At 61.1% G+C, this 12375-nt stretch carries 9 protein-coding genes and 2 tRNA genes; 9 read left to right on the forward strand and 2 right to left on the reverse strand.

Going from position 1 to position 12375, the window contains the following annotated elements:
• Window positions 1-9: 9 nt before the first annotated feature.
• Window positions 10-1071, reverse strand: a complete 1062-nt coding sequence (gene dinB, locus BMZ46_RS05715; protein ID WP_039771321.1) for a DNA polymerase IV — start codon at window positions 1069-1071, stop codon at window positions 10-12.
• A 280-nt stretch (window positions 1072-1351) separates the two neighbouring features.
• Here dinB and BMZ46_RS05720 point away from each other — a divergent pair.
• The 5 genes from BMZ46_RS05720 (at window position 1352) to BMZ46_RS05740 (ending at window position 6810) form a co-directional block, all read left to right on the forward strand.
• Window positions 1352-1428 (forward strand) — tRNA-Met (locus BMZ46_RS05720).
• A 204-nt stretch (window positions 1429-1632) separates the two neighbouring features.
• Window positions 1633-1709 (forward strand) — tRNA-Met (locus BMZ46_RS05725).
• Window positions 1710-1988: 279 nt separating this feature from the next.
• The gene (mprF, locus tag BMZ46_RS05730; RefSeq protein WP_074691373.1) at window positions 1989-4628 is read left to right on the forward strand and encodes a bifunctional lysylphosphatidylglycerol flippase/synthetase MprF; all 2640 of its coding nucleotides are present in this window, start codon (window positions 1989-1991) and stop codon (window positions 4626-4628) included.
• A complete protein-coding gene (locus BMZ46_RS05735) occupies window positions 4628-5923 on the forward strand; it encodes a virulence factor family protein (protein WP_074691372.1) in 1296 nt (431 codons plus the stop codon). The genes mprF and BMZ46_RS05735 overlap by 1 nt, the downstream gene beginning before the upstream one ends.
• A 560-nt stretch (window positions 5924-6483) precedes the next feature.
• Entirely contained in the window at window positions 6484-6810 is a 327-nt protein-coding gene (locus tag BMZ46_RS05740; RefSeq protein WP_039771318.1) for a DUF3077 domain-containing protein, read from the forward strand.
• Between the two features lie 65 nt (window positions 6811-6875).
• Here the strand turns inward: BMZ46_RS05740 and BMZ46_RS05745 are convergent, their stop codons facing one another.
• Window positions 6876-8717 carry a potassium transporter Kup gene (locus BMZ46_RS05745; RefSeq protein ID WP_371855251.1) on the reverse strand — a complete coding sequence of 614 codons (1842 nt, stop codon included), beginning with the start codon at window positions 8715-8717 and terminating at the stop codon, window positions 6876-6878.
• A 347-nt stretch (window positions 8718-9064) separates the two neighbouring features.
• Between BMZ46_RS05745 and rimO the strand changes: the two genes are divergently transcribed.
• From rimO to BMZ46_RS05765, 4 genes are all read left to right on the forward strand, one after another.
• Window positions 9065-10402, forward strand: coding sequence for a 30S ribosomal protein S12 methylthiotransferase RimO (gene rimO, locus BMZ46_RS05750; protein WP_074691369.1), 1338 nt, complete (start codon window positions 9065-9067; stop codon window positions 10400-10402).
• A 111-nt stretch (window positions 10403-10513) separates the two neighbouring features.
• On the forward strand, window positions 10514-10987 hold the full coding sequence (locus tag BMZ46_RS05755) for a GNAT family N-acetyltransferase (protein ID WP_064593881.1): 474 nt from the start codon (window positions 10514-10516) through the stop codon (window positions 10985-10987).
• A gap of 83 nt (window positions 10988-11070) precedes the next feature.
• A complete protein-coding gene (locus BMZ46_RS05760) occupies window positions 11071-11781 on the forward strand; it encodes an rRNA pseudouridine synthase (protein WP_011332751.1) in 711 nt (236 codons plus the stop codon).
• A gap of 74 nt (window positions 11782-11855) precedes the next feature.
• Window positions 11856-12323 carry a YehS family protein gene (locus tag BMZ46_RS05765; RefSeq protein ID WP_039771308.1) on the forward strand — a complete coding sequence of 156 codons (468 nt, stop codon included), beginning with the start codon at window positions 11856-11858 and terminating at the stop codon, window positions 12321-12323.
• Window positions 12324-12375: the final 52 nt, after the last annotated feature.

The raw sequence follows: 12375 nt of genomic DNA on the forward strand, positions 1-12375 counted from the left end.
TTTGTCCGTCTATCGCTCGAACAACTCCATTTGTTCGAACCCGCCGCGTAAATCCTCCAGCCGCACGCCCACTCCCAATAGCCGCACCGGTTTGCCACCGCGGTTGAACGCCTGCGTCAGCATCAACTGGTAACTGCCCAGATCCCGCCCTGCCCCGGCCTGCTCAAGTGTGGTCTGGGTGAAATCGTGAAACTTCACTTTGACGAACGGCTTGCCCGGCCGGTAGCTGCTGTCGATCCGCGCCATGCGGGTTTTCAGGGTTTCCAACAGTTCCGGAAGTTTGTCGAGGCAACTGCGCAGATCCGGCAGATCGACATCGTAGGTGTTTTCGACACTGATCGACTGACGGCGGCTGTCGTTGTGCACCAGCCGCTCATCGATCCCACGGGCCAGACTCCACAAACGCTCGCCGAAACTGCCGAATTCCCGCACCAGCGCCAGCTTGTCCCACTCGCGCAATTGCAGGCAGTCACTGATACCGAGCTTGCCCAGCTTGTCGGCCGTGACCTTGCCCACCCCGTGCAACTTGCTCACCGGCAGGCCACTGACGAAGTCTTCGACCTGATCCGGGGTGATCACGAACAAGCCGTTGGGCTTTTTCCAGTCGCTGGCGATCTTGGCCAAAAACTTGTTCGGCGCCACGCCGGCGGAGACGGTGATGTGCAATTGATTGGAAACCCGGCGGCGAATGTCCTGGGCGATCCGCGTGGCGCTGCCGCCGAAGTGCGCGCTGTCCGAGACGTCGAGATAGGCTTCGTCCAGGGAAAGCGGCTCGATCAGGTCGGTGTAATCGCTGAAGATCGTGTGAATTTCCTTCGATGCCTCGCGATAGGCGTCCATCCGCGGCTTGACGATGGTCAGGTCCGGGCACAGTTTCAGGGCGTGCCCGGACGACATCGCCGAGCGAACGCCGTAAGCCCGCGCCTCATAGTTGCAGGTGGCGATCACTCCGCGCCGGTCCGCCGAACCACCGACCGCCAACGGCTTGCCGGCGAGGCTCGGGTCATCCCGCATCTCGATGGCGGCGTAGAAACAGTCACAGTCGACGTGGATGATTTTTCGCTGAGTCATGACAGAAAAGGAAACATGGCGAGCCGGACCGGCAGTATCTCACTGACACCTGTATATAGCACCAGTGGTATGAATGTTCCTTTCAGTTTGTAGGAAACGGACTTTGAATTTATTTTCTCAATCGAAAACCAACCTCCAATAGAGCTGAAACCCTTGCCCTGCCTGACCTGCAGCCCCCGAAAAGACCGTCCGTCAGCGCTAACCGATTGAAGCTGAAGAGGTTTTATCCAAATTGAAGGTTGACACCCCGGCGTTCCTCTGTAGAATGCCGCCACACAGACGCGGGATGGAGCAGTCTGGTAGCTCGTCGGGCTCATAACCCGAAGGTCGTCGGTTCAAATCCGGCTCCCGCAACCAAACATCAAAAAAGGCCAATCGAAAGATTGGCCTTTTTTGTGCGCGTCGGTTTTTCGGATCCAGTCGCGCAAAGCGGAAATCGTTCCGATTCCGAAACTTAGCGCTTCCCCTGCGACCGTTTGCCGCGATTGCACACTTATTTGACCCATCACGGGATTATCGGTTGACACCTCGCCGTTCGCCTGTAGAATGCCGCCACACAGACGCGGGATGGAGCAGTCTGGTAGCTCGTCGGGCTCATAACCCGAAGGTCGTCGGTTCAAATCCGGCTCCCGCAACCAAACATCAAAAAAGGCTACTCGAAAGAGTGGCCTTTTTTGTATCTGTGGAAAAAGTCCTTTCGCAACAATGATCTGTCACTGTGCAGTGAACCGTTCAGGATCTTCAGACCCGCCGAGATGCGACTATGCTTGAGTCGCGGACAAGGCATCTGCAATCCAGGAGCTGCCCTCGCCGATACCCGGTGAGAGGCGTAGTATTTTGTGATTATTTTTTTCTACAGGGATTGGTTACTTGGCTGGATACCTCCATCCTGTCGCGCACAATCCAAGAGGTGATTGATGCGCGCCAACTCGTCTGATTCACAAGACACCGTCACAGCGACCCCACCGATCAAGCCTGAGCGTCTGCGCCTGCTGGATCGGATCAGCAAATACCGGCAGCCGATCGGTCTGGCGGTCACTTTGCTGCTGTTCGCCATCGCGCTGATTGCCTGTCGCCATCTGCTCAGCGAACTCGATCTCGACGCCCTGCACGACTCGATTCTCGACGTGCCGAAACCGGCCCTGCTCGGCGCCCTCGGTGCGACGGTCGTCGGCTTCATTATTCTGCTCGGCTATGAATGGTCGGCCAGTCGTTATGCCCGCGTGACGCTGGCACCGAAAGTTCTGGCCCTTGGCGGCTTCACCGCGTTTGCCATCGGCAACGCCATCGGCCTGTCGATGCTGTCCGGTGGTTCGGTGCGTTACCGTTTATATGCACGGCATGGCCTGGGCGCTTCCGAAGTCGCGCACATGACCCTGTTCGCCAGCCTGTCGCTGGGCTGCGCCCTGCCGCCGCTGGCTGCTCTTGCGACCCTGAGCAACCTGCCTGCTGCATCGCAGGCACTGGGGTTGTCCGAGACCTTGTTGGGGACGATTGCCGGCGTGGTGCTGCTGCTCGGCGCGATCCTGGCCATCGGCATCTATCGCCGTCGCCTGCCGGAACAACCTTATCCGGACAACCTGCTGGTCCGGGCCGGTCGTCGCACCCTGCGCCTGCCGGGTCGTCGCCTGACGTTCCTGCAACTGGTCATCACCGCCCTCGACGTCGCCGCCGCTGCGACCGTCCTTTATCTGCTGCTGCCGGAAGCGCCGCCCTTCGGTGCGTTCCTGCTGGTTTATCTGCTGGCGCTGGCGGCGGGCGTACTCAGTCACGTTCCGGGTGGCGTGGGGGTCTTCGAAGCGATTCTGCTCGCGGCGTTCGCCGACAAGCTCGGCGCCGCTCCACTGGCTGCCGCTCTGCTGCTATATCGCCTGATCTATGTGGTGCTGCCGTTGCTGGTGGCGTGCGTGCTGTTGCTGCTCAACGAAGGCCAGCGCCTGTTTCAGTCGCAGACCATGCGTGCGGCTTCCGGTCTGGCGGCACCGATTCTCGCGGTGCTGGTGTTCCTGTCCGGCGTGGTGCTGCTGTTTTCCGGCGCGACGCCAGAGATCGACACCCGTCTGGAACACATCGGCTTTCTGATTCCTCACCGCCTGGTCGACGCCTCGCACTTTGGCGCCAGCCTGATCGGCGTGCTGTGCCTGATGCTCGCCCAGGGCTTGCGTCGCCGGTTGTCGGCGGCGTGGATGCTGACCACCATTCTGTTGCTGGTGGGCGCCCTGCTCTCGCTGCTCAAGGGTTTCGACTGGGAAGAAGCGACCCTGATGACCCTCACCGCCGCGCTGCTGGGGGTGTTCCGTCGCTCGTTCTACCGCCCGAGCCGTCTGACCGAACTGCCGTTCTCGCCGCTGTATCTGGTGGCCAGCCTGTGCGTACTCGGTGCTTCGACCTGGCTGCTGCTGTTCGCTTATCAGGACGTTCCGTACAGCCATCAACTGTGGTGGCAGTTCACCCTCGACGCCGACGCCCCGCGCGGCCTGCGCTCGCTGCTCGGCGCCGCCGTATTGCTACTGGTGATCGCCCTGACCTGGCTGCTGCGCACCGCTCGCCCGGTGATCCATCTGCCGACACCCGATGAGCTGGAACGCGCCTCGAAGATTCTGATGGCCTCCTCGCAACCGGACGGCGGCCTGGCCCTGACCGGTGACAAGGCGCTGCTGTTTCATCCCAACGACGAAGCCTTCCTGATGTACGCCCGCCGCGGTCGCAGTCTGGTGGCCCTGTACGACCCGATCGGCCCCGGCCAGCAACGGGCCGAGATGATCTGGCAATTCCGCGACCTGTGCGACATCCACCACGCCCGCCCGGTGTTCTATCAGGTGCGCGCCGAGAACCTGCCGTACTACATGGACATCGGCCTGACCGCGATCAAGCTGGGCGAGGAAGCCCGGGTCGATCTGCATCGCTTTGACCTGGAAGCCAAGGGCAAGGAGATGAAGGACCTGCGCTACACCTGGAACCGTGGCACTCGCGATGGCCTGTCACTGGAAATCCATGAGCCGGGCCAGGCGCCAATGGATGAGCTCAAGGTGATTTCCGATGCCTGGCTGACCGGCAAGAACGTGCGCGAGAAAGGCTTCTCCCTTGGCCGTTTCAGCGACGATTACCTGAAGCATTTCCGCATCGCGGTGATTCGCTTCGAAGGGCGTCCGGTAGCGTTCGCCAACCTGCTCGAGACCTACAGCCACGACCTGGCCAGTCTCGACCTGATGCGCGCGCACCCGGACGCCCCCAAGCTGACCATGGAATTCATGATGGTCGGTCTGATTCAACACTATAAGAGTCACGGATACGCGCGCTTCAGCCTGGGCATGGTGCCGCTGTCGGGGTTGCAACCCCGGCGCGGGGCACCGCTGACCCAGCGTCTGGGCTCGATGGTTTTCCGCCGTGGTGAGCAGCTGTACAACTTCCAAGGCTTGCGCCGCTTCAAAGACAAGTTCCAGCCTGACTGGGAACCCCGTTATATGGCCGTGCCCGCCGGACTGGATCCGCTGGTGGCGCTGGCCGACACTGCTGCCCTGATCGCGGGCGGCTTGACTGGATTGGTGAAACGCTGATGATTCAACGCTCCCTGAAGTACATCCTGGTCGCACTGCTGGTGCTGGCCGCGATTGCCGGTGGCGGTTTCTGGTACCTCAAACGCCCGGCACCGGAACCGACCCTCGAACAGCTCACCCCGGCCGACGGTGCTGCCATGACCCGGGTCATCCCTGGCACCAAGCCCAAGGCTCAGGTGCTGGTGGCGGTCAACGACGACCAGAAGCTCAGTGACAAGCAACTGACCACCCTGAGCCGCAGCGCCTCGGCGCAGATCGTCCAGGTGATCCTGCCCAAGGACTGCCTGCTGCAAAGCCGTGCCCTGCAAGCCGGCTTGCGTGAACTGAACGGCCCGGCGACCCTGGTCAGCGGCATCGGCCCCGGCGCCGTCTTGGCGTGGCGCTGGCTGTCCGAACAGAAAGACGACAAGGCCCAGGCCGTCTCCGTCGACCTGGCCCTGGAAAAACCCGGCTGCACCCACCTGCTGCCGAAAGCCGCCGCCCACGGCCACTGGCTGGTGGCGTGGAACGACAACCCGGACGACACCAGCGCCGGTTTCGTGCGCGACCAACCGAACGCCGAAACCAGCATCAGCGACTACGACATCAACCTGCCGCAAGTGCTGAACAACGAACTGCGCAAGATCCTCGTCGGCGGCGACAAGGCCAACGGTGGTCTGCAGATCCCGGTGGTGGAAGTCCCGGCCGGCCAGGCCAAGGACACCGTGACCCTGTTCCTGTCCGGTGACGGCGGCTGGCGCGATCTGGACCGCGACGTGGCCGGAGAAATGGCCAAGATCGGCTACCCGGTCGTCGGCATCGACACCCTGCGCTACTACTGGCAGCACAAGAGCCCGGAACAGAGCGCGCTGGACCTGACCGAACTGATGCAGCACTACCGCCAGAAATGGGGCACCAAGCGCTTCATCCTGACCGGCTACTCGTTCGGCGCCGACGTCCTCCCGGCCATCTACAACCGCCTGCCGGAAACCGAGCAGCAACGCGTCGACGCAATCATCCTGCTGGCCTTCGCCCGCACCGGCAGCTTCGAAATCGAAGTCGAAGGCTGGCTCGGCAACGCCGGCAAAGAAGCCGCCACCGGCCCGGAAATGGCCAAGCTGCCACCGGCCAAGGTCGTGTGCATCTACGGTGAAGAAGAAACCGATGAAAGCGGCTGCACCGACAAAACCGCGGTGGGCGAAGCAGTGAAACTGCCTGGCGGCCATCACTTCGACGAGAACTACCCGGCGCTGGCCAAGCGTCTTGTGGACTTGATCGAGAAGCGCCAGAACACGGCGCAGGTGGCGGAAGAGTGATCTGAAGCGCACCACCAAAAAGCCCCCGCAGCCTTATGGTTGCGGGGGCTTTTTCATTCAATGCTTGACTCTTCATGAAACTGAAAACGCCAGGTGTCCACATTCCATAAAACGTGGACACCTGCTTCATTGGCCTTTTCGAGTCGTCAACTCCACATTCATCTGCCGCACCAAAGCCGCGCAAAACCGCCATCAACGTTTAGTTTCGTTTACGTCTGGTGTCGCAATATCAGATGACGTCCGCATACCTTGTAGGCAAACTCCTAATCTCGTGTTTGGGCACTTTGCCGCCCTATTGCACTGTTTTTCGACGGGATACTCTCCAGAGGTCGCTGACTATTTCAGTGATCGGGTGTGGTAACCCGGCAAGGCAAAGTGCAACAGCATTCCAAACACGGCTCAGGTGTTTTTATGCCTGCAATTCGAGTCATGGCGGCTGTGCGTGGGAGACCTTCGGGTCTGCCGGTTTCTTTGCTCCCCCGGTTTACCACCCTGCGTACAGCTGCCACCCATTCGTGTGGTAACGAATGCGGCAGCTCCTCGTTTTATGGAGCGAAACAATGAGCAAACAAAGTCCTTCATCACCTTCAGACCTGACGACCATCGGTTTCACCTCTTTCCTCTACAGCTCGGATCAGGCGTTACTCAACGTTCGCTCCGGCGTCCCCATCGTCGAAGCACTGTCCCAGGCTTCAGACCTGTTGTTCCTCGCCAAATCCTTCGCCGAGGAAGCCGCCTACGACAAGGAAAGCGACCGCCACGCCTGGGCCGCGCATTACCTGACGATAATCGGCAAGGCCTTGGTCGACGACGTGATGAAGGCCCTGATGCCGCGACCTGCGCGAACGAAGACCGAATCTGAGGCAGAACTGCCAGAAAGCATGTAACGGCACAAAAACGAAAAAGCCCCCGCCAGCCACAAGGCTGACGGGGGCTTTTTGATGACGCCGGTTTACATCTCCACCTGCGTCCCCAACTCAATCACCCTATTCAGCGGCAGATTGAAGAACCGCAGGTTCCCATTGGCATTCTTCAACATGAACGCAAACAACGCTTCACGCCAACGGGCCATGCCTTCGAGTTTCGAGGCGATGACCGTTTCGCGGCTGAGGAAGTAGGTGGTGCGCATCGGGCTGAAATCGAGGTCGTCCAGATGGCACAGTTTCAGCGCCTGCGGCACGTCCGGTTCGTCGGTGAAGCCGAAGTGCAGGATCACCCGGAAGAAGCCTTCGCCGTGGGCTTCGACTTCGAAACGTCGGGATGGTGGGACGCGCGGGATGTCTTCGTAGACCACCGTCAGCAGCACCACTTGCTCATGCAGCACCTGGTTGTGCAGCAGGTTGTGCAACAGCGCGTGCGGCACGGCGTCGGAGCGGGCGGTGAGGAACACGGCTGTGCCCTGCACACGGTGCGGTGGCTGCACGCGGATGCTGCTGATGAAGATCGGCAGCGGCAGCGCGCCTTCGTCGAGGCGCTCGACCAGCAGTTGCTTGCCGCGCTTCCAGGTGGTCATCAGCACGAACAGCGCGATACCGGCGATCACCGGGAAGGCACCGCCCTGGACGATTTTCGGCACGTTGGCGGCGAAGTACAGACCGTCCACCAGCAGGAAGCCGATCAGCACCGGCACCGCCAGAATCGGTGGCCATTTCCACAGCAGCAACATGACTGCCGAGACCAGAATCGTGGTCATCAGCATCGTGCCAGTCACTGCCACGCCGTAGGCCGAGGCCAGTGCGCCGGAGGATTCGAAGCCGATCACCAGCAACACGACGCCGACCATCAGCGACCAGTTCACCGCACCGATGTAGATCTGGCCCTGCTCGTCGCTGGAGGTGTGCTGGATGTACATGCGCGGGATGTAACCGAGCTGGATCGCCTGACGGGTCAGGGAGAACGCGCCGGAAATCACCGCCTGGGAGGCGATCACCGTGGCCAGGGTCGACAGACCGACCAGCGGAATCAGCGCCCAGCTCGGCGCCAGCAGGTAGAACGGGTTGCGCGCGGCGTCCGGGTTCTCCAGCAACAAGGCGCCCTGACCGAAGTAGTTCAGCACCAGCGCCGGCAGCACCAGCAGGAACCACGCACGGGCAATCGGCTTGCGACCGAAGTGGCCCATGTCGGCGTACAGCGCTTCGGCACCGGTCAGCGCCAGCACCACGGCGCCGAGGATCGCCACGCCCATGCCGGTATGAACCATGAAAAAGCGCACGGCCCAGACCGGGTTCATCGCGTGCAGCACTTCCGGGTAGTGGCTGATACCGTAGACGCCGAGGGCGCCGAGCACCAGGAACCAGGTGACCATGATCGGCCCGAACAGAATGCCGATCCGCGCCGTGCCGTGCTTCTGGATCAGAAACAGCGCCACCAGCACCACCAGCGACAGCGGCACGACCCAGTGGTCGATGCCGTCGAAGGCCAGGCCCAGACCTTCAATGGCCGAGAGCACGGAAATCGCCGGGGTGATCATGCTGTCGCCATAGAACAGCGCCGCGCCGATCAGCCCGCAAACCACCAGCAACGTGCGCAATCGCTTGCGCCCCGCCGCTGCCCGCCGGGCCAGCGCGGTGAGCGCCATGATCCCGCCCTCGCCCTGGTTGTCGGCGCGCAGGACGAACATCATGTACTTGATTGAAACGACCCAGATCAGCGACCAGAAAATCAGCGACAGAATGCCGAGCACTCCGTCGTGATTGACGGGCACACCGTAAGCGCCGGAAAACACTTCTTTGAGGGTGTACAACGGGCTCGTGCCGATGTCGCCGTAAACTACCCCGACCGCCGCGACCAGCATGCTCAGCGGCTTGGTGGCCGAACCTTCGGCGCCCGCCGCGTGACTACTTGCCTGACCCATCCAACACTCCTGATTCCCAGACCGGCTTCTTATATGAAGCACTATGCTTTGTGTGCAGCATGCGCGTTTTTACGCCCTGTAACAGACGTTTTCTTGACTGTAAAAATTCAGTAAAGCGCAACGGCGCGAAGCATAGCGCAGCACTCGTCGTATTTCCCTGCATAAAGCTGGTCAAGTGCGCTGCTCGTCGCTAGAATTGCGCACTTTTTGATCAGAGGCGCAGTTCAAGCGCCCGTCCGTCGATTCCTGAACAAGGTAATCGATGTCACAAAACACCGAGGTTAGACATGTCCACCACTCCTGCGCCGGCCAATCCAAAGGTTGGCTTCGTTTCTCTGGGTTGCCCGAAAGCACTGGTCGACTCCGAGCGCATCCTGACCCAGCTGCGCATGGAAGGCTATGACGTGGTGTCCACCTATCAGGACGCCGACGTGGTCGTGGTCAACACCTGCGGCTTCATCGACTCGGCCAAGGCCGAATCGCTGGAAGTCATCGGCGAAGCGATCAAGGAAAACGGCAAGGTCATCGTGACCGGCTGCATGGGCGTGGAAGAAGGCAACATCCGTGACGTGCACCCGAGCGTGCTGGCCGTCACCGGTCCGCAGCAGTACGAGCAAGTGGTCAACGCCGTGCACGAAGTCGTGCCGCCGAAGCAGGATCACAACCCGCTGATCGACCTGGTGCCGCCGCAAGGCATCAAGCTGACCCCGCGTCACTACGCATACCTGAAGATTTCCGAAGGCTGCAACCACAGCTGCAGCTTCTGCATCATCCCGTCGATGCGCGGCAAACTGGTCAGCCGTCCGGTGGGCGACGTGCTCGACGAAGCCCAGCGTCTGGTCAAATCCGGCGTGAAGGAACTGCTGGTGATTTCCCAGGACACCAGCGCCTACGGCGTTGACGTCAAATACCGCACCGCTTTCTGGAACGGCGCGCCGGTGAAAACCCGCATGACCGAACTGTGCGAAGCGCTGAGCACCCTCGGCGTCTGGGTCCGTCTGCACTACGTTTACCCGTACCCGCACGTCGACGAACTGATCCCGCTGATGGCCGCCGGCAAGATCCTGCCGTACCTGGACATCCCGTTCCAGCACGCCAGCCCGAAAGTCCTGAAGTCGATGAAACGCCCGGCGTTCGAAGACAAGACTCTGGCGCGGATCAAGAACTGGCGCGAAATCTGCCCGGACCTGATCATCCGTTCGACCTTCATCGTCGGCTTCCCGGGCGAAACCGAAGAAGACTTCCAGTACCTGCTGAACTGGCTGACCGAAGCCCAGCTCGACCGCGTCGGCTGCTTCCAGTACTCGCCGGTCGAAGGCGCGCCGGCCAATGACCTGAACCTCGACATCGTTCCGGACGACGTCAAGCAGGATCGCTGGGAGCGCTTCATGGCGCACCAGCAGGCCATCAGCTCGGCGCGCCTGCAAATGCGCATCGGCCGTGAAATCGAAGTGCTGGTGGACGAAGTCGACGAGCAAGGCGCGGTCGGCCGCTGCTTCTTCGATGCCCCGGAAATCGACGGCAACGTGTTCATCGACAACGGCAGCAACCTCAAGCCGGGCGACAAGGTCTGGTGCAAGGTGACCGACGCCGACGAATACGACCTCTGGGCCGAACAGATCTAAGCGCGAAAAATACAGAAAGCCCCGCTCTCTTTTACGAGATGCGGGGCTTTTTTACGGCTAGAGTTTGTGAGGGGAAGGACTCCCTCATCCATGACAAAGAGGCTATCGGGCATGCGTCAGCATTCGGTCATCCACACGCCGAAACTCAGCGATTACCAGGAACTGACCCGGGTCTGGGAGGCCTCGGTCCGTGCGACTCATGATTTCCTGCCGGAATCCTACATCGAGCTGCTGAAGAATCTGGTGCTGACCCGCTACCTCGATGCGGTGATGCTGATCTGCACCCGGGACAGCCACCAGCGCATCACCGGGTTTGCCGGTGTCGCGGCGGGCAAGATCGAAATGCTGTTCATCGACCCGGCTCATCGTGGCCAGGGCCTTGGCAAGAAACTGTTGAAGTACGCGATGGAACACCTGAACGCCGACGAACTGGACGTCAACGAGCAGAATCCGCAGGCCCTGGGGTTTTACTTCAAGCAAGGGTTCGAGGTGATTGGCCGCTCGGAGGTCGATGGCATGGGCCAGCCGTATCCACTGCTGCATATGCGTCTGAAACAACCGGAGCAGCGCGCGGTACGCGGCTAAAAGCCACACGGCGCAAATGCAATCGGGCTTAACCGGCCCCAGGCAGGTACAATGCCCCCCCCTTTTTTGTTACGGCCCCTGTCATGACTGACCCGATTCGCCTCTCCAAACGCCTCATCGAGCTGGTCGGTTGCTCCCGCCGGGAGGCCGAGCTGTTCATCGAGGGCGGCTGGGTCACCGTGGACGGCGAAGTCATCGACGAGCCGCAGTTCAAGGTCGGCGACCAGAAAGTCGAGCTCGACAAGGACGCCAAGGCCACCGCGCCAGAGCCGGTGACTATCCTGCTCAACGTGCCGGCGGGCATGGATGTCGATAGCGCCATGCAGTCGCTGAACGCCGAGACCCTCAGCGAAGAACACCGCTACGGCAAGCGTCCGCTGCGCGGGCATTTCCTGCGCCTGACCGCCAGCGCCGACCTGCAACCCAAGGCCAGCGGCCTGCTGGTGTTCACCCAGGACTGGAAGGTGCTGCGCAAGCTCACCGCCGACGCGGCCAAGATCGAGCAGGAATACGTGGTCGAAGTCGAAGGCGACATGGTTGCCCACGGCCTCAACCGACTGCAGCACGGCCTCACCCACAAGGGCAAGGAGCTGCCGCCGGTCAAGGCCAGCTGGCAGAACGAAAACCGTCTGCGCTTCGCCATGAAGAACCCGCAGCCGGGGATCATCGCCCAGTTCTGCGAAGCGGTCGGCCTGAAGGTCATCGGCATCCGCCGCATCCGCATCGGCGGCGTGTCCATCGGCAAGGTGCCGGTCGGCCAGTGGCGCTACCTGTCCGGCAAAGAGAAATTCTAAGGCTCGCAAGCCACCCTACATTTCCGGCATCGCGCCCGCGTGATGCCCACAGCGAAAAGATCAGGATTGCACACATGGTTCACAACGACGTTCTGCGCAGCGTGCGCTACATGCTCGACATCAGCGACAAGAAAGTGGTCGAGATCATCAAACTTGGCGGCCTGGACGTCACGCTGGCTGATGTCGTGACGTACCTCGACAAAAAAGAAGAAGACGAAGAAGGCTTCGTGCGCTGCCCGGACGAAGTCATCGCGCACTTCCTCGACGGTCTGGTGATCTTCAAGCGCGGCAAGGACGAAAGCCGTCCGCCGCTGCCGATCGAAGTGCCGGTGACCAATAACATCATCCTGAAAAAGCTGCGCGTGGCCTTCGAACTGAAGGAAGACGACATGCACGCAATCCTCAAGGCCGCCGAATTCCCGGTATCCAAGCCTGAACTGAGCGCTTTGTTCCGCAAGGTAGGCCACACCAACTACCGCCCGTGTGGCGATCAGTTGCTGCGCAATTTCCTCAAGGGGCTCACGCTCCGCGTGAGAGCGTAGAAAGCAGCTACAAGTTTCGAGCTGCAAGCTGCAAGCATTTGACTTTGCTTGC

Origin of the sequence: Pseudomonas sp. NFIX49, assembly GCF_900115915.1 — a bacterium.
GTDB lineage: Bacteria > Pseudomonadota > Gammaproteobacteria > Pseudomonadales > Pseudomonadaceae > Aquipseudomonas > Aquipseudomonas pharyngis.